General features: G+C 43.8%; 19 protein-coding genes, 2 tRNA genes and 1 pseudogene. 6 read left to right on the forward strand and 16 right to left on the reverse strand.

The genetic code is table 11. The features are described 5' to 3' along the window. Window positions 1–233: 233 nt before the first annotated feature. Window positions 234–842: a tetratricopeptide repeat protein gene (locus tag CXF83_RS06800; RefSeq protein WP_101089904.1), complete on the reverse strand. Its 609-nt coding sequence runs from the start codon at window positions 840–842 to the stop codon at window positions 234–236. A 299-nt stretch (window positions 843–1,141) separates the two neighbouring features. Then, window positions 1,142–1,294, reverse strand: a pseudogene (locus tag CXF83_RS06805) (RHS repeat-associated core domain-containing protein); the annotation flags it as partial. Window positions 1,295–1,423: 129 nt separating this feature from the next. Here CXF83_RS06805 and CXF83_RS06810 point away from each other — a divergent pair. The 4 genes from CXF83_RS06810 (at window position 1,424) to rimI (ending at window position 2,729) form a co-directional block, all read left to right on the forward strand. Further along, window positions 1,424–1,500 (forward strand) — tRNA-Trp (locus tag CXF83_RS06810). Window positions 1,501–1,699: 199 nt separating this feature from the next. Then, window positions 1,700–1,776: transfer RNA gene (locus tag CXF83_RS06815), tRNA-Trp, on the forward strand. Between the two features lie 135 nt (window positions 1,777–1,911). After that, window positions 1,912–2,262 carry a DNA polymerase III subunit psi gene (locus CXF83_RS06820; RefSeq protein ID WP_101089906.1) on the forward strand — a complete coding sequence of 117 codons (351 nt, stop codon included), beginning with the start codon at window positions 1,912–1,914 and terminating at the stop codon, window positions 2,260–2,262. A gap of 35 nt (window positions 2,263–2,297) precedes the next feature. Next, complete coding sequence (gene rimI, locus CXF83_RS06825; RefSeq protein ID WP_101090028.1) at window positions 2,298–2,729, forward strand: ribosomal protein S18-alanine N-acetyltransferase; 432 nt, start codon at window positions 2,298–2,300, stop codon at window positions 2,727–2,729. A 61-nt stretch (window positions 2,730–2,790) separates the two neighbouring features. On the opposite strand, the gene lipA is transcribed toward rimI, so the two are convergent. From lipA to leuS, 14 genes are all read right to left on the reverse strand, one after another. Beyond that, a complete protein-coding gene (gene lipA / locus CXF83_RS06830; protein ID WP_101089907.1) occupies window positions 2,791–3,756 on the reverse strand; it encodes a lipoyl synthase in 966 nt (321 codons plus the stop codon). Then, on the reverse strand, window positions 3,753–4,409 hold the full coding sequence (lipB, locus tag CXF83_RS06835; protein ID WP_101090029.1) for a lipoyl(octanoyl) transferase LipB: 657 nt from the start codon (window positions 4,407–4,409) through the stop codon (window positions 3,753–3,755). Before lipB ends, lipA begins: the two co-directional genes overlap by 4 nt. Before the next feature lie 92 nt (window positions 4,410–4,501). Continuing rightward, on the reverse strand, window positions 4,502–4,768 hold the full coding sequence (gene ybeD / locus CXF83_RS06840) for a DUF493 family protein YbeD (RefSeq protein ID WP_101089908.1): 267 nt from the start codon (window positions 4,766–4,768) through the stop codon (window positions 4,502–4,504). Between the two features lie 398 nt (window positions 4,769–5,166). After that, window positions 5,167–6,339, reverse strand: coding sequence for a serine hydrolase (locus tag CXF83_RS06845; protein ID WP_101090030.1), 1,173 nt, complete (start codon window positions 6,337–6,339; stop codon window positions 5,167–5,169). Between the two features lie 103 nt (window positions 6,340–6,442). Continuing rightward, complete coding sequence (locus tag CXF83_RS06850; RefSeq protein ID WP_101089909.1) at window positions 6,443–7,234, reverse strand: septal ring lytic transglycosylase RlpA family protein; 792 nt, start codon at window positions 7,232–7,234, stop codon at window positions 6,443–6,445. Then, on the reverse strand, window positions 7,221–8,219 hold the full coding sequence (gene mltB, locus CXF83_RS06855; protein WP_101089910.1) for a lytic murein transglycosylase B: 999 nt from the start codon (window positions 8,217–8,219) through the stop codon (window positions 7,221–7,223). Before mltB ends, CXF83_RS06850 begins: the two co-directional genes overlap by 14 nt. Before the next feature lie 97 nt (window positions 8,220–8,316). Beyond that, window positions 8,317–9,423 (reverse strand): rod shape-determining protein RodA, encoded by a 1,107-nt coding sequence (gene rodA / locus CXF83_RS06860; protein ID WP_101089911.1) that lies wholly within the window; start codon window positions 9,421–9,423, stop codon window positions 8,317–8,319. Next, window positions 9,420–11,276 carry a penicillin-binding protein 2 gene (gene mrdA, locus CXF83_RS06865; RefSeq protein ID WP_101089912.1) on the reverse strand — a complete coding sequence of 619 codons (1,857 nt, stop codon included), beginning with the start codon at window positions 11,274–11,276 and terminating at the stop codon, window positions 9,420–9,422. Before mrdA ends, rodA begins: the two co-directional genes overlap by 4 nt. An 84-nt stretch (window positions 11,277–11,360) precedes the next feature. Beyond that, window positions 11,361–11,831, reverse strand: a complete 471-nt coding sequence (gene rlmH, locus CXF83_RS06870; RefSeq protein WP_101089913.1) for a 23S rRNA (pseudouridine(1915)-N(3))-methyltransferase RlmH — start codon at window positions 11,829–11,831, stop codon at window positions 11,361–11,363. Further along, window positions 11,831–12,160 (reverse strand): ribosome silencing factor, encoded by a 330-nt coding sequence (gene rsfS, locus CXF83_RS06875; protein ID WP_101089914.1) that lies wholly within the window; start codon window positions 12,158–12,160, stop codon window positions 11,831–11,833. The genes rlmH and rsfS overlap by 1 nt, the downstream gene beginning before the upstream one ends. A gap of 114 nt (window positions 12,161–12,274) precedes the next feature. Further along, window positions 12,275–12,910, reverse strand: coding sequence for a nicotinate-nucleotide adenylyltransferase (nadD, locus tag CXF83_RS06880; RefSeq protein ID WP_101089915.1), 636 nt, complete (start codon window positions 12,908–12,910; stop codon window positions 12,275–12,277). 2 nt (window positions 12,911–12,912) lie between these two features. Next, window positions 12,913–13,944 (reverse strand): DNA polymerase III subunit delta, encoded by a 1,032-nt coding sequence (gene holA, locus CXF83_RS06885; protein WP_101089916.1) that lies wholly within the window; start codon window positions 13,942–13,944, stop codon window positions 12,913–12,915. Beyond that, window positions 13,944–14,438 (reverse strand): LPS-assembly lipoprotein LptE, encoded by a 495-nt coding sequence (locus CXF83_RS06890; protein ID WP_101089917.1) that lies wholly within the window; start codon window positions 14,436–14,438, stop codon window positions 13,944–13,946. The genes holA and CXF83_RS06890 overlap by 1 nt, the downstream gene beginning before the upstream one ends. Before the next feature lie 59 nt (window positions 14,439–14,497). Next, a complete protein-coding gene (leuS, locus tag CXF83_RS06895) occupies window positions 14,498–17,077 on the reverse strand; it encodes a leucine--tRNA ligase (RefSeq protein ID WP_101090031.1) in 2,580 nt (859 codons plus the stop codon). A gap of 111 nt (window positions 17,078–17,188) precedes the next feature. On the opposite strand from leuS, the gene CXF83_RS06900 reads away from it, so the two are divergent. Both CXF83_RS06900 and CXF83_RS06905 read left to right on the forward strand, forming a co-directional pair. Further along, entirely contained in the window at window positions 17,189–17,689 is a 501-nt protein-coding gene (locus tag CXF83_RS06900) for a zinc ribbon-containing protein (protein WP_101089918.1), read from the forward strand. 293 nt (window positions 17,690–17,982) lie between these two features. Next, window positions 17,983–19,848 (forward strand): methyl-accepting chemotaxis protein, encoded by a 1,866-nt coding sequence (locus CXF83_RS06905; protein ID WP_101089919.1) that lies wholly within the window; start codon window positions 17,983–17,985, stop codon window positions 19,846–19,848. Window positions 19,849–19,930 lie beyond the last annotated feature (82 nt).

The following is a 19,930-nucleotide window of genomic DNA, read 5'->3' on the forward strand; positions in this document are numbered from 1 at the left end:
CAATAGCATCGGCATAATCGTGTTGTGGCCGATATTATCCAGGTGCGAGTCGCCAGTTGCTAACGCTACGGGCTTTTTTCGTTTGTGGTTTTGAATTGTTGTGTTTATGACAGAAAGGCACTTAATATAGGTACGATAAAGCTAGCTTTTTATATCTTGGATTTATGTTTGTAATATCAAATGCAACTATTATTGATACGGCTATGAATCAACTGTGGATGAGCATTATATTTCTATTGGTTTTTTACAGATTCACTAACTATCACTCCATATTGAGATATATCTTTTCGTACCCCTAAGAAAATTTTCAAAGTCCCCTTTATTACTTTCGCTATTCCTTTTACACCCTCACCACAAGAAATATCCAACCCACCACTCTCCTTTAGAGCTACATAACTTCCAAGCTTAATTGATTTCTGATAGAGCTCTTTTGCTTTAGCTAAATTAGGTTGAACACCATGCCCGTAGCGATAAATACGTGCTAGCATCAATGTAGCAACTAGTCCGTCCATATTCGCGGCTTTCAAGTACAACTGTTTTGATTTTATATAGTCTTTTTTCACACCGACCCCGAAAAAGTAAAGCCTTCCAAGAGATGTATAAGCATACATGTCATCACTTAAATCAATCGCTTGTTTATAATAAGTAGCCGCTTTTGAAAAATCTTGTTCAATAGTCGCTGTTGATGGCATTTCATACAGCCTCCCTATTTCAACCAACGCCTCATCAATTCCGTTTTTAGCCATATTTTTATATAGATAAATAGCTTGGTCGTATTTATGTTCACTGACTAGACGTATTGCATCATCCCATAAAGAAAGCTCATCATATTCTAGATGCATTATCGTTTCCTCTCAAATTCATTCTTTCCTAAGGCTCAGCTGTAATGATGTCTATTGCTTTACGAACTGCTACTTAATCTCAAAAATATGAGCTCCTTTGCTAAGTGCATTAAAGTTCGATTATCTCTATTACACTATTTAAGACTGAAGCAAACTGCAATACAAAAATGATAAACCATTACACATGATAAAGTTGCGGTTTGTGTACAATCTAAATCACCAACTCTGCGTAACAGTTTGCTTAATATGGCTGTCAGTTATCGCAACATTAATCTTTATTCTTTTTCCTCAGATATGCACCCGGTTGGAAATTTCAGACTAAGCGGGTTATTCATAATATACAAATAGGGGTTCACACTCTGGGTCGATGTCGATGTCGGGCTCTGGATCAGAGGATCCACCGACATAAAACGCCCAAGGTTGTAATCGTACACCCGACCGTTCATATGAATAAAGCAGTGAAAGGTGCACTGTAGCAGCAGAGTTTATGGGCTGATCGGTTAAAAAAGTCGCGGTCGACAAGCTTGATATAAAAAGTACTTTACCTTTTTAGTCTGTTTACGCATAGTAACGACTTCAACAGGGGTGTAGCTCCAATTGGTAGAGCGGCGGTCTCCAAAACCGCATGTTGTGAGTTCGAGTCTCCCCACCCCTGCCAAATTAGAAGAAGCCGAGCATTAGCTCGGCTTTTTTGCATCCGCTATTTTCTCACTCTTTTTTGGTGCTGCTATTTGGGCTGCTTTCTACACATTTACGCTGTTATGCGTGTGTTGACCGAAAAACCTGCAGTCGATAGCTTTTATATAAAAAAGTACTTTACCTTTTAGGTCTGTTTACGCATAATGCGTCTCGTCAACAGGGGTGTAGCTCCAATTGGTAGAGCGGCGGTCTCCAAAACCGCATGTTGTGAGTTCGAGTCTCCCCACCCCTGCCAAATTAGAAAAAGCCGAGCATTAGCTCGGCTTTTTTGCATCTGGAATTTAGAAACCTCAACGTTAGGATTAGATGGCTTCACAAGCTTGCGAGCGAACTGTTATCCTTACTCACCTTTATTCTCTTTTGAGCCAGCATGAAATCGAATGACTACTTAGATGCAATGGGGATTACCCGTTGGGTAAAAGCTAAATTGAAGGCTGAGGTATCAACCGTACTGGTGAGTCCGCGTAGGCTGACTGAGACTGACAGCCCCATCATTTCTAAAGTGCTTGAGATGCTTGGTTACGATCGTAAGCATGTACGTTTTGCCACAAGTGCTGAATCAAATTCAAAAGTCATTTGGGATATGCGCGGTAAACAAGTGGACAGCGTTGACAATATATTAATCTCGGCTCCGATTAATGAGATTGAATCTAACCCTGAAGCTAAAAAGTTACTATGGCGTAATATGCAGCCCTTTATCGTTAAAAAGGATTCAGAGTGACCGTTATCCCTCTTACTGAACTATCGACGCCTGAGATGGCGCTAATAGCGGCCAGTGCGCATAGTCACCCGATGTCTGAGTCGACAATAAAGAGTTGCTTTGGGCTTTTGTATACTTGCTTAGGTGTATATGAAGGCGATGAGTTGTGTGGCTTTGCGATATTGCATCAGATTTTTGAAGATGCGACCTTAATGGATATCTGTGTTGAGCTTAAGCATCAAGGTAAAGGTTACGGCAAAGCCTTGCTTGATACTGTGATTAGACAAGCTCAAGCTAAAGAGGCTGAAACGTTAATGCTTGAAGTGCGAGAGTCTGGTGTGGGTGCTAGGGCATTATATGTAAAGGCTGGCTTTGAGCAATCAGGGGTGCGTAAAGCTTACTATAAGACTGCAGGCGAACCTGAAGATGCCATATTAATGACTTTGACCTTTAGAACGCATAATTTGTATGAATTGTATGAATTGTAGTTAAAAAATAGCGCCAGATAGGCGCTATCTTTTTATCTTTTTATCGCTGACACAAGTGAAGCTATTTAACTTCTTTACCTTGTGCTTGCAGGTCTGCATGGTAGCTTGAGCGAACTAAAGGTCCACAAGCTGCATGGGTAAATCCAATGCTTTCTGCTAATACTTTTAACTCATCAAACTCTGCTGGAGGCACGTAGCGCTCGACTGGCAGATGGAATTTTGATGGTTGCAAGTATTGACCTAAGGTTAGCATCTCAACATTGTGAGCCCGAAGATCGTGCAGCACTTGCGCTATCTCTTCGTTAGTTTCACCCAATCCCATCATTAGCCCTGATTTTGTCGGTATGTCAGGATGACGATCTTTAAACTTCTTAAGTAGATCGAGTGACCATTGGTAGTTCGCACCTGGTCGCGCTTTACGATAGTGCATCGGCGCTGTTTCTAAGTTGTGGTTAAACACATCTGGCGGCTCAGTCGCTAAAATCTCGAGCGCTTTATCGATGCGGCCACGGAAATCAGGCACTAAGGTTTCAATCTTAATTTCAGGATTTAATACGCGGATTTCGCGAATACAATCAGCAAAGTGTTGTGCACCACCATCACGCAGGTCATCACGGTCTACTGAGGTGATTACCACGTACTTAAGCTTCATATCCTTGATGGTTTGAGCTAGTTTCTTCGGCTCTTCTCCATCAGGCTTTAGTGGGCGTCCGTGTGCAACGTCGCAGAAAGGACAACGTCGAGTACAGATAGCACCCAAAATCATAAAGGTGGCTGTACCGTGGTTGAAACACTCAGACAGGTTAGGGCATGACGCTTCTTCGCAAACTGAGTGCAAACCATTCTTACGTAGGGCTTGTTTTATCTCTGTAATACGCTGATTAGAAGCGGGTAGCTTAACGCGCAGCCAATCGGGCTTTCTCAGCATGGTGTCGCGCTCAGAAGGGACAACTTTCACTGGAATGCGGGAAACCTTGTCTGCGTCTCTTAACTTAACGCCAGGTTGTAATCTTTCAGGCCTATTCATAATGATTCTGGTAATCCTTGATGATGAACTAGATTGCTTAAACCAAGCTCGTGGCTAAGGGTTTCTATTAACTGTTTTCCAGCTTCTTCGACAGTTTGTGGTCCACCGAGCTGTTTGCATTGGATCATCTCCATTCCGGCATACCCACATGGGTTGATGCGTTGAAAGGGGGACATGTCCATATCTACATTGAGAGCCAATCCATGGAAAGAGCATCCTTTTCTAATCCGTAGACCGAGTGATGCAATTTTTCGTTCTTCCACATACACGCCAGGTGCATCAGCTTTAGCATAAGCTTCTACATCATAACGTTTGAGCATGTTGACAATACTTTGTTCAATATGAGTGACGAGTTGTCGTACACCCACTTTGAGTCGTTTAATATCTAACAGAGGATAAACAACCAATTGTCCTGGGCCGTGGTAAGTCACCTGACCGCCGCGGTCAACTTGGATAACTGGGATGTCTCCAGGATTGAGGATATGCTCACTCTTGCCAGCTTGGCCTTGAGTAAAGACGGGCGTATGTTCAACAATCCAGATCTCGTCAGGACTGTTTTCATCGCGATTATCTGTGTAGTGCTGCATCGCATGCCACACAGATTCGTAATCTTGCTTACCAAGATGTCGAATATGCAAAACGCTTTCTAGCAAGGGCAACCTCTCCCCCAAATATAAGTGTGGCTATTATACGCCTCAATTTGATAAATGTAAGACAGATCACATTTATCAGCAACGAGTAATATTTATAAGACGCGTTTAACACCCTCTATTTTGGCAAGTTCGACGTATAAAATTTCTACATGTTCTTTACTAAGGACCGTTACTCGAATGGTGATTGAGTGATAAGTGCCTTTACTTGAGACTTTCGTGCTTGGCGAGTAATCGCCTGGAGCATGTTGTTGGACAACAGAAACAACACGTTCGGCTAAAGTTTCGTGAGCTTCACCGACAACTTTGAATGGAAATGAGTTTGGGAATTCCATTAATTCATCAAATTTAGTATCTAACATTTTTTTACTCTCAGCAATTTCTCTAACTGTTATATGGTGTCAATTATAGCGAATTCAAGTGTACTAATACCAATTGCATTAAGTATCTGTTCATTCAGTGGGAGTTCAAAGCGCTGAAGGCAAGTCGGAAGCTTGAAGTTAATAGTTATTCTATAGCAAGAGATTCTGCCGCAGCATGCAGCGCTTTGAAACCCACCCAAAGGGAAGCACTCAGGCATTCCACTTCTGCTTTACATTGGCTCACAAGGGAATACCATTCTCTCGCCAATGTACCTTGAATTGAAAAGGTTGAGCGTTTCTGAATTGACGACTTACTTAATGCAATTGGTTCTAGGTAATATCAAAGCTATTAAACGCAAAAAGCCACCCTGAGGTGGCTTATAATCGCGTTGGTCTGATTAGCTCAACCAACCTTCAAACATCTGCTTAAAGTAATCCATGAGTTGACTAAACCAACTGCCCTCGTTCACTTCTTGTAATGTTACAAGTGGGAACTGCGCAATATCCTTACCATTTAACTGGAAGTAGATGCGACCAACCGTTTCGCCTTTGGCGATAGGCGCTTTAAGCTCTTTGGTTAGCTCAAAGTTGGCTTGTAGGTTTTTGGCTTGCCCACGGCTAATCGTGATGGGTGTATCAGTGGTAACGCCAAGATCAATGGTTTCTCTATCGCCATACCAAATTTTTTGAGTAACGAAACTATCACCTGCTTGGTAAGGAGTGACGGTTTCGAAAAAGCGGAAGCCGTAATTAAGCAGCTTTTTACTCTCTGCTTTACGAGCTGACTCACTCTTGGTACCCATGACGACTGAAATAAGACGCATGCCATCTTTGGTCGCTGAAGTCACAAGGTTATAGCCTGCGCCAGAGGTGTGGCCAGTCTTTATACCGTCGACATTTAGGCTCTTGTCCCACAAAAGACCGTTGCGGTTATATTGCTTGATGCCATTATAAGTAAAGGATTTTTCTTTGTAGACTGCATATTCATCAGGCACATCACGAATGATAGCAGCGCCTAAGATAGCCATATCATAAGCTGTGCTTTTATGGTTCTCTGAATCAAGTCCGTGGGAGTTTTCAAAATAACTATCTTGCATGCCTAATTGTTTTGCCCATGAGTTCATCAGGTCAACAAAGCCGTCTTCTGTACCAGCGATATGCTCAGCCATTGCGACACAAGCGTCATTACCAGATTGAATGATAATGCCTTTGTTAAGCTCTGCCACCGAAACAGTTTTACCGACTTCGATAAACATTTTTGATGAATCAGGGAAGTTCTTTGACCAAGCTTTTTTACTAATAGTCACTTCATCTGAAGGTGATACGTTGCCAACTTTTATCTCATGACCAATGACATAACTGGTCATCATTTTAGTTAAGCTCGCAGGATTAAGGCTTTCGTATGCATTGTTTTCTGCAATGATCTGCCCGGTATTGTAATCCAACAAGACATAGGCTTTAGCCGCAACAGTCGGTGCATTTGGTGTCATAACTGGGGCAGCTTGTGCAGAAAATGCGGCGATTGAGGTCGCGAGCAAAAGCGTTTTTATAGGTTGGTCTAATAAGTTCATATTAATCATGCACGTCTTTATTTTTAGGAATGATGAAAGCGAAGTTCCGCAAAGTATATCATTAGTCGACAAGCTAATTCGCGCTAGGTTCATTAATCTTGTTTCATTCAGTTATCAAGTAGCTTTGTGGATAACCTTGCTGTTTGAGTGTTTCTGTCAGTTTGCTCGCTAACTGCGCTTGTCCAATCGGACCAAGCTGCAAGCGGTATAGATTGTTCGATTCTTGCAACCGGCTGTTTACTTTGTATTTTTTTTCAAGATCTTTAGCTAAGGTTTCTAGGCGTGTTTTGTTAGAAGACGCCACAATTTGGATAAAATGTAGTTCAGTCCCTTTAAGTTCTGCTAATGCAATAGATTCCGGGTTGGCAATGTAGATCACTTCAAGGCTTACATTGGCGGTGCCGGTTTTTAGCATGTCGAGTCTATGGGCGGCAGCATAGGATAAATCAATGAGTCGGTCTTCATGAAAAGGGCCGCGATCATTGACTCGAACAATGACACTTTTATTATTTTTTAGGTTAGTGACCCTCACATAACTCGGCAGTGGCAAGCTTTTGTGTGCCGCTGACATTGAGTACATATCATAGGTTTCACCATTAGAAGTTAAATGGCCATGAAACTTAGCGCCATACCAGGAGGCAATGCCTTTTTCTTGATAGCCTTGGCTGCTATCCATGACTTGATAGTTTTTACCGCGAACAGTGTAATTAGTCTTATTGCCGCCACGGCTATAGGGTTCAAACTTTGGATGAGCGTCTTCGACTTTTGATACATCTGGCGCCGTTGCTGGCGCTTTATCATCGGCAATATCGTAGCGGCTGTTTTGGTTGCTGCTAGAGCAAGCAGCCAAAATAGCGGCTAATAAGATAACAACAAGGGCGTTAGTGCGCTGCATAAGCTTGTTCAAGTTCCTGGCTAAACTGGTATACCGCCATCGCATAAAGAGGGCTTCGATTATAACGGGTGATGACGTAGAAATTCTTTAAGCCTAGCCAGTACTCATCTTTGTCAGTTTGTTCTAGCTTAACCACTAGTGCGGGTTGAGATACATCTATATCCATCGATTTAGCAAGCGCTACACTGGGTGATAAAATATCCGCAATCGTGTAGTGCATCTTCTCACCAGCCCATGTTTTTACCGCTGCAGGCAGTTCTTTAGTCAAGGTTAATTTTACTGCCACTGGCTGGTTTTGTTGCCAGCCATGTTGATGAAAGTAATTTGCGACGCTGCCAATAGCATCAACCGGACTATTGAGTAGATCCCGACTGCCATCATTATCAAAGTCTACGGAGTAGTGACGGTAACTCGAGGGGATAAACTGGCCAAATCCCATCGCACCGGCATACGAGCCTTTTAGGCTATTGATATCAAGCTTCTCTTCTTTTACTAATGCTTGCAGGTTAGCAAACTCACTGCGGAAGAAGGTTGCTCTCGGGGGGTAATGAAACCCTAATGTGTATAAAGCGTCTTTAACCGGGTAGTTGCCCATATAACCGCCGTAAAAAGTTTCTATTCCGATTATGGCGACAATTATTTGCGGATCAACATTGAACTCTTTAGCGGCTTTATCGATGGTTTCGGCATGTTCTTTCCAGAATGCTAGCCCTGCCGCGAGACGTTTTTCGGTAAGAAAAATCGGATAGTATTGGTGCCAAGGTTTAGCTTCCCAAGGCTTGGTCATAGCGTCAATAACCGCTTGGTTAAATTCCGCATTATCAATAAAGGCTTTAGTTTCGGCATCACTAAAGCCTTTAGCGCTTTGTGTTTGAATAAACTCAGCTTTTAGCTCATCGACAGAGGGGTCTATGACGTTTGCGAATGCGGAAGCCGACAAAATGGTGAGCGCTAAGGGTGTTATAAAACGGTTTAACAGTGTCATCTGCTATACAATCCTCAATGTCGATTAAACGTTTACGGCGATACCTGAATACGGTAAACACTATCGAGTTAATATTTGTTTTCGGTTGCTGTGAAGGTTATCTATCGATGAATCGTCTGTGAGTATGAATACTCATTAGAATCCCAAATCCAGTCATCAATGTCAGCATGGATGTACCACCATAACTGATTAACGGCAGTGGTACACCTACCACAGGCAATATGCCTGAAACCATGCCTATATTTACAAAAATATAAACAAAGAAGGTTAAGGTTATGCTGCCCGCTAATAATCGAGCAAAACTAGTTTGGGCTCGTGAAGCGATAACGAGTCCGCGGCCGATGACATAAAGATACAGAGTCAACAGTAACAAGCTTCCGATAAGACCGAATTCTTCACCAATGACGGCGAAGATGAAGTCCGTATGACGCTCAGGTAAAAACTCGAGTTGAGATTGAGTACCCTCTAGCCAACCTTTGCCCCAAAGCCCACCAGAACCGATAGCAATTTTAGATTGAATGATATGGTAGCCGGCACCAAGAGGGTCTTTTTCTGGATTCAGTAGCGTTAGAACGCGGGTTCGCTGGTAATCGTGCATGAAGAAAAACCATAGCGCGGGTAACATGGCCAACACCGAACCGATAAACCCGCCGACAATTCGCCAGCTCATGCCGGATAGAAACAATACAAATATACCTGATGCCGCGACCAAAATAGAGGTGCCTAGGTCGGGCTGCTTGGCGATAAGTAAGGTTGGCACCAGTAAAATGACGATAGCGCCGGCTAAATAGCGTTTTTTAGGCGGCAGTGGGAACTTACTGATATACCAAGCCATGGTGATCGGGAAAGCGAGTTTCATTAACTCAGAAGGCTGGAACTCCATAAAGCCAAGATTGAGCCAGCGTTGTGCTCCTTTATTAATCTCGCCAAAAAAATGTACTCCAAGTAGCAATATTATCCCCGTAATGTAGATGGGGAACGCCCAGCGGCGAAAAACTTCAGGGTTTATTTGCGCGACGGCAAACATGATCACCAGAGACAAGCCCATACGCACTAATTGGCGGTCCATTAAGGCTAAGTCTTCACCGCCAGCGGAGTAGATAACAAATAGCCCAAAGCCCATTAATGCTAATAGTCCAATGAGCAAAGGCAGATCAATATGTAGGCGCTGCCATATATTTTGCCGATGGTTGTGTGCACTCATTCTTTTTTGTCCCATGAATCTCTTAGTAAATACTCATCAAGTAGAGCCCGTGCTACAGGGCCGGCATTCTTACCACCCCAACCCGCATTTTCAAGCACTACAGCCAGTACTATCGTGGGGTTCTCATAGGGTGCATAGGCAATAACCAATGCATTGTCTCGTAAGCGTTCATCAATGGTATCAGCGTCATACTTAGCATCTTCTGCCAGACTGAACACTTGAGCTGTACCTGTTTTCATTGCAGCAGTATATTTGGCATCTTTGAAACGAGATTTGTGCGCGGTGTCCCGCATAGCTTCACTAATGATGTCCCAGTTCTTTGGATTGTTAAGCACAATGGGAGCCAGTTCGTCTGTGGGCGAATCAATTTTGGCAGTTTGGTCTTGAATTGATTTAAGTAGATGCGGTACAAAACGGCGGCCTTTATTGGCCATAATAGTTGCAGCATTTGCCAGCTGTAGTGGGGTTGTAGTCCAGTACCCCTGACCAATACCCACGGAAATGGTATCACCAATATACCAAGGCTGATTATAGCGCAGACGTTTCCAATCTTTAGATGGCATGATACCGGCGGATTCTTCATAGATATCGATACCCGTACGCTCACCAAACCCAAAGGGTTCCATAAATTTGGCAATGGCATCGACCCCTGTTTTATAGGCTAAATCATAGAAATAGGTATCGCAGGAACCAACGATAGCGCTGTTAACATCAACCCAGCCATGACCCCAACGCTTCCAATCTCGGTATTTGCGTTCAACCCCTGGGATCTGCCAAAAACCAGGATCCCAAATACGGGTTTTTGGTGTGATAGCCTTACTTTCTAGCCCCAGTAGCGCAAGGTGTGGTTTCACCGTCGATGCTGGAGCATATTGGCCTTGGGTTGCACGGTTAATTAATGGACGTGATGTTGAATTGAGCAGCTTGTTATAAGCTTTACTGCTAATACCGTGAACAAATGGGTTTGGATCGTAAGTTGGACTTGATAAAAGAGCTAAAATTCCGCCATCGCGTGGATCAATAGCAACCACCGAACCACGGCGACCATTGAGTAATTCCATGGCCTTTTTTTGCAGATTAAGGTCTAAGGTTAGGTATATATCTTGGCCAGGAACCGGTGGCTCTGATTTTAATGTACGAATGGTACGACCGCGGTTATTGACCTCTTCTTCCAGATGACCTGGTTTACCGAGTAGCATGCTTTCGTAGAATTTTTCTATACCCAGTTTGCCAATATCTTTGGTGGCGGCGTAGCGGCTCCACTGATTATTTTTCTCAAGCGATGTTCTGTCGCGACCGTTGATTCTTCCAACGTAGCCCAACGCATGAGTCATTAGGCCATTATAGGGGTAATGGCGTTTTAACCCCGCTTCTATCGAAATACCAGGGAATCGATGTTGATTAACACTAAACTCCGCGACTTGCTCTTCAGTCAATTTATTCTTTATGGTGAGAGGTTTAAAGCGGCGGTGGTATTTAAGTGCTTCAATGACATTCTCTTTTTCATCATCAGTGAGAGAGACTATTTGGCCAAGTTGGTCCAAGGTTTCACTGATGTTGTCGACTTTTTCAGGCACCATTTCCAAAGAGAAGAAAGGTTGGTTTTCGGCAAGTAACTGTCCATTACGGTCGTATATAAGACCTCGACTCGGGGCTACAGGTACGACCCTGATCCGGTTATCGTTGGATCGTGTTTCATAATCGTTGTATGAGAGGATTTGCAGCTGATACAGATTGACGAAAAGTATGCTCAGCAGAATGAAAACACAAAGGAAAGTAAAAAGAGCGCGACGTTTAAACAGCGAGGCCTCAGCTGCATGGTCGTTCATGGTGATGCGCTTTCTAGGGGACACTTACATTTTCTCCTGCTCAAAAAAAGGTGCCAGGCACATATCTTATTCCCGTAAAGGTAAGACTAACTGAATGTAAAGTCGATATTATTCTCTATGGTAGGGATGATTATTATTAATGCTCCAGCCTCGGTAAAGACTTTCTGCAACAATCACTCTTACCAAAGGGTGAGGAAGGGTTAACGCTGATAAACACCAACTTTGCGCTGCTGCTTGTTTACAGTCAGGAGATAAACCCTCGGGGCCGCCAATTAACAGACTGACATCTCGGCCATCGAGTAGCCATTTGTTCATCTGTTGCGCCAGTTCTGGAGTCTTCAGGTTTTTACCTGGAAGATCGAGGCTGACAATATGGTTACCCTTAGGGATTGCCGCCAACATTAACTCGCCCTCTTTTTGGAGGATACGAGTTATATCGGCATTTTTACCGCGTTTGCCAGCAGGGATTTCAATTAACTCAAGCGCCATATCCCGAGGGAATCGGCGCTGATATTCTTTAAAACCTGTTTCGACCCAATCTGGCATGCGGGTCCCTACTGCAACTAACTGAATTTTCATTATTCAGGTTTTTCTGACCATAGCTTTTCAAGCTGGTAGAAGTCGCGAGTTTGATCTTGCATTACGTGCATGATCACATCGCCTAGGTCAACAAGAACCCATTCGCTGCTCTCACGGCCTTCGACACCTAAAATCTTTAGGCCAGCACGCTTTGATTCAACCACTAAGTTCTCTGCGATTGATTTTACATGAGTTTTTGAGTTACCTGTACAAACCACCATAAAATCGGCGATGTTAGATTTCTCTGATATGTCCATGACGACAATATCTTTAGCTTTAAGGTCTTCAACCTTATCGATTACAAATTGCTTTAGCTCGGCGCTTTCCACGCGGATACCCCATTAATTTTTAGACAGCGCGATAGTATAGCAGGTTATAGGGTTTAGATTAATAGCGAAGCTTAGAAATAATGAGATTAGCCGTGAAGATTTTTGTGGCCAGCACTAAGCCTTTGAGCCATATAGTCTATGCTGCTTTATATACAACTGGACACTGGTGGGTAATGCCTCATCAACCGATAAGCCCTTGCTAATATTGGCGCGTATCTGAGTTGACGAAAACGGCTGCTCTGTGATTGATACGCAAAAAATACCGCCGGTTTTTGGACTGCTTTCTACTGCTGTTATTGCACTCTGTTGAGCTAACACCGTTTGCATTGGGTGCTCATCTGATAGTGTCCATCCTGGTCGCTGACACACAACTAAGTGGCACAAATCAAATAGGCTCTGCCATTGATACCAGCTCTGTAATCCTAAAAATGAATCCATCCCCATTAAAAAATAAAACTCATGCATTGGGTATTGTTGTTTTAGTGCCGTGAGCGTGGTGACGGTATAGGAGGGGGTTTCTCGACTGGCTTCAATTGCGCATAGTTGGAGTTGTGGAAATTCATTACATACCGCTTGCGCCATTGCCAATCGGTCATCAGTGCTGACATGGGTGCTGTTTTTGTGCGGCGGAATATGATTTGGCATTAGCCAGATCTCATCCAACTCAAGCTGTTGCTGCACCTCCATCGCCGGACGAAGATGACCAAAATGCAAGGGGTCGAAGGTACCGCCTAGAATGCCTATTTTCATGATTAGTCTATGGCTATATGTTCAAGTGCTTTATGAGCTTTAGCATCAAAAAGCAGACTTACATGGCTAAGTCCGGTCCAGTCTTCTATGCCTTGCTGCTTAAGTTTTAGCTCTAGTACCGATGAGGTTGAAAGCAGCGTTTTGACTTGCGACAGTGATAAACGCTTGAGTGCCTGTTGATATAAGGGCTTACGTTTGTCCCAGATGCGTAGCTTGCTCCAAAGGGCTTGTATTGGTTGGCCGCTGGTTTCCGCTGTTTTGAGCTGCAGCAAAACGGCCAACTCTTTGAATAGTGACCAGAGTATGATTGGCATTGCCACTCCCTCACTTTTTAGCTGTGACAGAATATGTTGCGCTTTGTCTTGTTGGTTACTCAACATGGCATCGGTTAGCTGGAAAACACTAAACCGCGACTGATCTTCAAAATACTGAGTTAACTGCTCCGGTTCAATCGGCGCTGTTGGGCTGAGTAACTGCAGTAACTGCAACGCTTGATCCGCGGCAAGTAAATTGCCTTCATATAATGCAAATAGCATCTCTCGGGAATCACGAGATAAAGACAATGCATAATGGCTGATCCGAGTATCAAGCCAACGCTGAAACTGTGCGCCTTCTGGGGTGATACAAGGAACATAAACGCCTTTAGCGTCTAGGGATTTGAACCATTTACTCTTGGTTTGTTCTGCAGCAAGTTTAGGGCCCGTTAAAATCAACAATACATCAGGATTATCCATCTGCATTAAAGATTGGAACATGGCGCTACCTTCAGTGCCTGGTTTTGCCGTCGGCAGTGTGAGTTCAATAATACGGCGACTGGAGAACAAGCTCATGGCTTGCCATTGCTCGATTAACTCATTCCAATTGAAACCAGTTTCCTGGGTTAATTGAATTTTCTCATCGAAGCCTTGCTGTTTAGCGACTTGGTACAATGCAATTCGGCTTTGTTCACATAGCCAAGGGTCATCACCAAAAATAAGGCAGCATTGTGGCAAGGGGCTGATATTTCGCAGCAATTGATCTGGGTATACCCGCATCAATTAACCTCTATAGTAGCCAAAGTCTGAATAATACGATCGGCAGCTTGATTGCGCATCTCTTTGAGCAGCAATTGCATCTCGCGGCTCTTTGCTAGCGCAGTACGCGGATCGTCCAAATAATCGCGGTGAATATCAACTTCAAAACGCTGAGATTCAGCATTTGGCAGTTGCACAGCAAAAGAGACTTGGTAGATCAACTCATACTCAGCCACGTTACCTGTTGGATAAATAGACAGCGTTGAACGGTCTAGTGAGTCGCTAATAATGCGAACGGTTGGGATCTCATCTGTTGGCTCAACAACGGCAATACGGTTAAGTCTTAAACGTTCACGCACGAGACGAGTTAATTCACTGTATTCGTCTTGGCTGCTTAAGCTCAATGTTTGCAGCTGTTCAGGGATAGAGTAGCTTCCCTGTAATTTAAAGCCGCAACCCGCACTGAGCAGTACGCTCAGTGCTAAGGTTACTAAAAATATGCGTTTAATTAGCATAAGCTTTGTTTAGTCTTCCTTGTTTGCATTGTCGGTGTGCAAAGCAAATTAGCCTGCATTTAGTTAGCTACAATGTTGAGCAATTTGCCCGGGATGTAGATAACTTTACGAACTGTTTTGCCTTCAGTGTGCTTAACCACACCCTCTTCAGCCAACCCTGTCGCTTCAACTTCTTCTTTGCTTGCATCTGCTGCAACAGTAATTTTAGCGCGTAGCTTACCGTTAACTTGCACGATAATAAGCTTGCTGTCTTCAACCAGTGCTGCTTCGTCTACTTCTGGCCAAAGTACGTCTTCAATCGCACCGGTATTGCCCAGTTCATTCCACAAGCTAAAGCTAGTGTGAGGAATGATAGGGTAAAGCAAACGCGTCACAGCGCTTAATGCTTCTTGCATCAATGCTCTGTCTTGTTCAGTGTCAGTGGCAGCTTTTTGTAAGCGGTTCATCAATTCCATCACCGACGCGATAGCAGTGTTGAACATTTGACGACGCTCAATATCATCACCCACTTTAGCAATGGTTTTATGCAGTTCACGGCGTAGCTCTTTTTGAGCAGCGTTAAGTGACTTTAAATCTAATTCTACAGTTGGACCCGCGGCAACATGATCATGTGCTGTTTTCCACAAACGCTTAATAAAGCGATGTGCACCTTCAACACTCGACTCTTGCCATTCAAGCGTTAGCTCTGGTGGCGCGGCGAACATCATGAATAAACGAACGGTGTCAGCACCGTACTTATTGACCATCTCTTGTGGGTCAATACCGTTATTCTTAGACTTAGACATTTTGCTCATACCAGTATAAACCAGCTCATGACCTTCGCTGTCTACGGCTTTAACAGTACGGCCTTTATCATCAGTCTCAAGCACTGTGACATCGCTTGGGGCAACCCAAACGCGTGCGCCTTTTGCATTGTTATAGTAGTAAGCATCAGCCAGTACCATACCTTGAGTCAGTAGACGCTTAGCGGGCTCGTCAGAGTTCACTAGACCTGAATCGCGTAACAATTTGTGGAAGAAGCGGAAATACAATAGGTGCATACAAGCGTGCTCAATGCCACCAATGTATTGATCGACTGGCAACCAGTAGTTAGCTTTAGCAGGATCTAGCATTTCATCGGCATGAGGACTGCAGTAACGCGCGTAGTACCAAGATGACTCCATAAAGGTATCGAAGGTATCTGTTTCGCGGAAAGCTTCCTGACCATTAACTTGCGTTTTTGCCCACTCTTTGTCAGCTTTAATAGGACTCTGAATCCCATCCATGACAACATCTTCAGGCAAGATAACAGGAAGTTGATCTTCAGGTGTTGGGATAATGGTTCCATCAGCCAAGGTGACCATCGGAATGGGTGCGCCCCAGTAACGTTGGCGTGAAACACCCCAGTCGCGTAGACGGAAGTTCACTTGACGTTTACCTTTGCCTTCAGCTACTAGCTTGGCATCAATGGCATCAAACGCTGCTTGAAAATCAAGACCGTCAAATTGGGCTGAATTAAACAGTACACCTTTATCAGTGTAAGCCTCTTCGCTGATATCAAGTTCGCTATCAACAGGCTTAACAACGCCTTCGATGGTTAGGCCGTATTTTTTGGCAAATTCATAATCACGTTGATCGTGTGCCGGGACCGACATAACAGCGCCAGTACCGTAGTTCATTAATACAAAGTTACCGACCCAGATAGGCACTTCTTTACCGGTTAGCGGGTGAATAGCATTAAGACCGGTAGCAACGCCTTTTTTCTCCATTGCAGCCATAGCCGCTTCAGTAGTATCAGCGTTTTTACACTCTTCGATAAAATCAGCAAGGGCAGGGTTATTCGCTGCCGCTTGCTCTGCTAATGGATGAGCGGCTGCAATAGCAACGTAAGTGACTCCCATAACAGTATCTGGGCGAGTGGTATAGATATCGAAGCTCTGGTCGCTATTAGCAACCTGAAACGTCATTTCGATACCTTCACTGCGGCCAATCCAGTTGCGCTGCATGGTCTTAACTTGCTCAGGCCATTCGTCTAACTGGTCGAGGTCATTAAGAAGCTCATCGGCATACTCAGTGATCTTAATGAACCACTGTGGGATCTCTTTTTGCTCTACAGTAGTATCACAGCGCCAGCAGCAGCCGTCGATGACTTGCTCGTTCGCGAGAACGGTTTCATCATTTGGACACCAATTAACCGATGCCGTCTTCTTGTAAACGAGGCCTTTCTCGTAAAGTTTGGTGAAAAACCATTGTTCCCAACGGTAATACTCAGGTGTACAAGTGGCTATTTCACGCGACCAGTCATAACCAAAGCCAAGCATTTTAAGCTGGTTCTTCATGTAGTCGATGTTTTCATAAGTCCATGGCGCAGGCGCGGTATTATTTTTGATTGCCGCATTCTCTGCAGGCAGGCCAAAAGAGTCCCAACCGATAGGTTGCAGAACATTTTTGCCTTGCAGTCGTTGGTAACGAGCAACAACATCACCTATGGTGTAGTTACGCACATGGCCCATATGGAGTCGACCTGAAGGGTAAGGAAACATAGAAAGGCAGTAAAACTTTTCTTTGTTTTCATCTTCGGTAACTTCAAATGTCTTTTCATCTTTCCAGTGCTGTTGCACTTTTGCTTCAATTTCAGAAGGAGTATATTGCTCTTGCATCAATGTATTTCCGGCCATTGTTTGATCTAGCGCTGTTTATGCGCGAGTTATATCGACATAGAATAAACTAGAAGTGAGTCATTAAAAAGGTTCGTCTAAGGAGTATTTATTATGAGTGAACAAAGTACTGAGTTACTTTCGCTTTACGAGGCACTAATTCAACAAATAAAAACGCAATACAGTGACGATAACTCTCTGACTGTAAAGAGTTTATATAGTCAGACTCAGACCTGTAAAGAATACTTGGCTATTAAACAGCAAGCAAAGGCTGAAGAGTTAGCTTTAGTTGAACAATTTTTAAAACGTGATATCGCCAGTTTCCTACAAGAGAGAAACGCTAAAGATCTGAGTCATAGTCCAACAATGATCACGGTTGAAAATACGTTATGGCATTGGCTCAGTGAAATTACTGACAGAAGCCAGATTGAATGGCATGAGGTGGCACAAGATTTTAAGCATCACGGCTATTATGTATCGGGCGAAATAGTTGGCCAAGGAACCATGGTATGCACGGCTTGTGGCCATGAATCGAAAATCGAATTCCCAGGGGTTCTATCTGATTGTACTGAGTGTGATAACGGCGAGTTTACTCGTGAAGCATTAGCACCTTAGCTCAATACCGTGGTCATTTTGAATGTTTTTTACGCTTATTAATCCGCATTGCTTAAATAACAATGCGGTCCTTCAATATTTACTTCTGCTTATTTACTTGTTTTCTATCCTAAAGTTACATTCCATATACTTTTTTACCACAAATCACTAAAGCTACCCGTGAACGCAGCCGATGTTAATAACAGTAATAGATGATATTCATTTCTGGTCAATCATATGGAGATGTTCGACTGGGTCGTTGTAGATGCAAGCTTTAGATTCGAGTAAAGCATCGGTAGTTTTTGGGGATTAGCATGAAGTTTGTACATAAAATTGTTATTAGCGCGAGTCTGATCTTGCTCTTGTCGCTAGGGAGCTTATCGAGCTACCAGTATTTCCAAGTTAAACAGCAGATAAATGATCAGGTCAGTCTGAGTGTGGCTGAGTTGGTCGATTCGATGAAAAATAATATAGAAGCTGTTATGGCCGAAAAAGCAGATCTTACTCGTTTTGCTGCTTCTCTATTCGAGTCAGACCTCTCGGATGAACATTTTCAGCAAGTGTTAGGTCAGCCTGTCATTAAGCAACATTTTATCTTAGCGGGTATGGGGCTGGAGTCGGGGCATTTCATCGGCAATGAAGCGAGCTGGCAACCGCAAAACTATGATCCTCGCAAGCGAATGTGGTATCAAGAGGCGAAACAAAAAGGGCGACAATTATTTACCGAGCCCTATGCTGACGCTAGCACTGGAGAGATCTTAGTGTCTGTGGCTGCACCTCTGTTTAAAAATGGTCAGTTTGAGGGAGCTATGTTTGCGGATATCAGTCTTAAAGCGTTAGCGGATATTAGTAACAAAGCGAACTTATTCGGTGCGGGTTATGCCTTTATTGTAGGCAACAACGGCGACTTTATTGCCTACCCAGATGCGAGTATGAATGGACGTCCTATGAGTCAGGTATTCGGGGAACAATTGGATGTGACTCAGAAAACTAGCCACATCAACATCGATGGTAAAATACATACTGTTATTTTTAACCCGTTATCCGGCTTAGATTGGAGTTTGGGTATCGTACTAGATGAACAGGTTATCTATGCCGCTGCTGACAAGTTGCGTGGTGACGCTATCTTCTATTCCTTGTTAGCTCTGGTCGTGGCGACGTTGCTGATGGCCGGTCTCATCAGACATCTAATGAAACCATTGGGAATATTGAACGAAGCGATGAAAGGCGTGGCATCTGGCGAAGGGGATTTGACACGACGCTTGAGCACTGAATCTGACGTTGAGTTCGCGAGTTTAGCCAGCAGTTTTAATAGTTTTGTTATCAAATTGCAAGACTTGATCCAGCAGGTAAAGGTCATTGGTGGTGAAGTTGCTATTGGGACTGAAATGACCGCAGAAGGCGCTAAATCGGCTTCTCGTGCGATGGGACAGCAGACGCAGGAGATCGAGCAACTTGCAACGGCAATGCATGAAATGGCGGTAACTGCATCGGAAGTGGCTGGAAATGCGCAGAGCGCAGCATCCGCTGTTCAGCAAGCCGATGCTGCCGTCAATGATGGTGCAGCGGCAGTGAATCAAACAACGGATTCCATTGATCATCTGTCAGAACAAATTATGCAAGCTAGCGAAGCTGTAAAAGAGTTAGAAGCAGACACTGTTAGTATCGAATCTATACTTGGCGTCATCAATGAAATCGCGGGTCAAACAAACTTATTGGCACTGAATGCCGCAATTGAGGCTGCTAGAGCCGGTGAATCGGGCCGCGGTTTTGCCGTGGTTGCTGATGAGGTTCGTAACTTGGCAGCGCGTACTCAAGAGTCCACATCGGAAATTAAGGACAAAATAGAGAAGTTACAGTCAGGAGTCGCTACGGTTGTTAATGTGATGGATGAAAGCCGTGGCACCACCCAAACCACGGTAGAAAAGGCATTGATGGCAAATGATACCCTGAAAGAGATCCGCAAGAGTATTCAGGATATTACCGACATGAATCTTCAGATAGCCAGTGCTGCAGAGGAGCAGAGCCAGGTTGCTGAAGAGATGAATAAAAATACGTCTAACATTAAAGATCTAACCATGGAGGTGGCTGATAACGCCACACAGGCTAATGCAGCCATGGTGACTCAGATGAAGCAGGTTAAGCAACAAGAAGCCCTGCTGAACCAGTTTATTGTCTAACGTTATTTTTAGTGAGTAGAGCAGATAGCAAAATACCCGTTTATAACGGGTATTTTTTTATCTCATATTTTTACATATTGAG

Origin of the sequence: Shewanella sp. Choline-02u-19, from assembly GCF_002836205.1 — a bacterium.
In the GTDB taxonomy this organism is placed as follows: domain Bacteria; phylum Pseudomonadota; class Gammaproteobacteria; order Enterobacterales; family Shewanellaceae; genus Shewanella.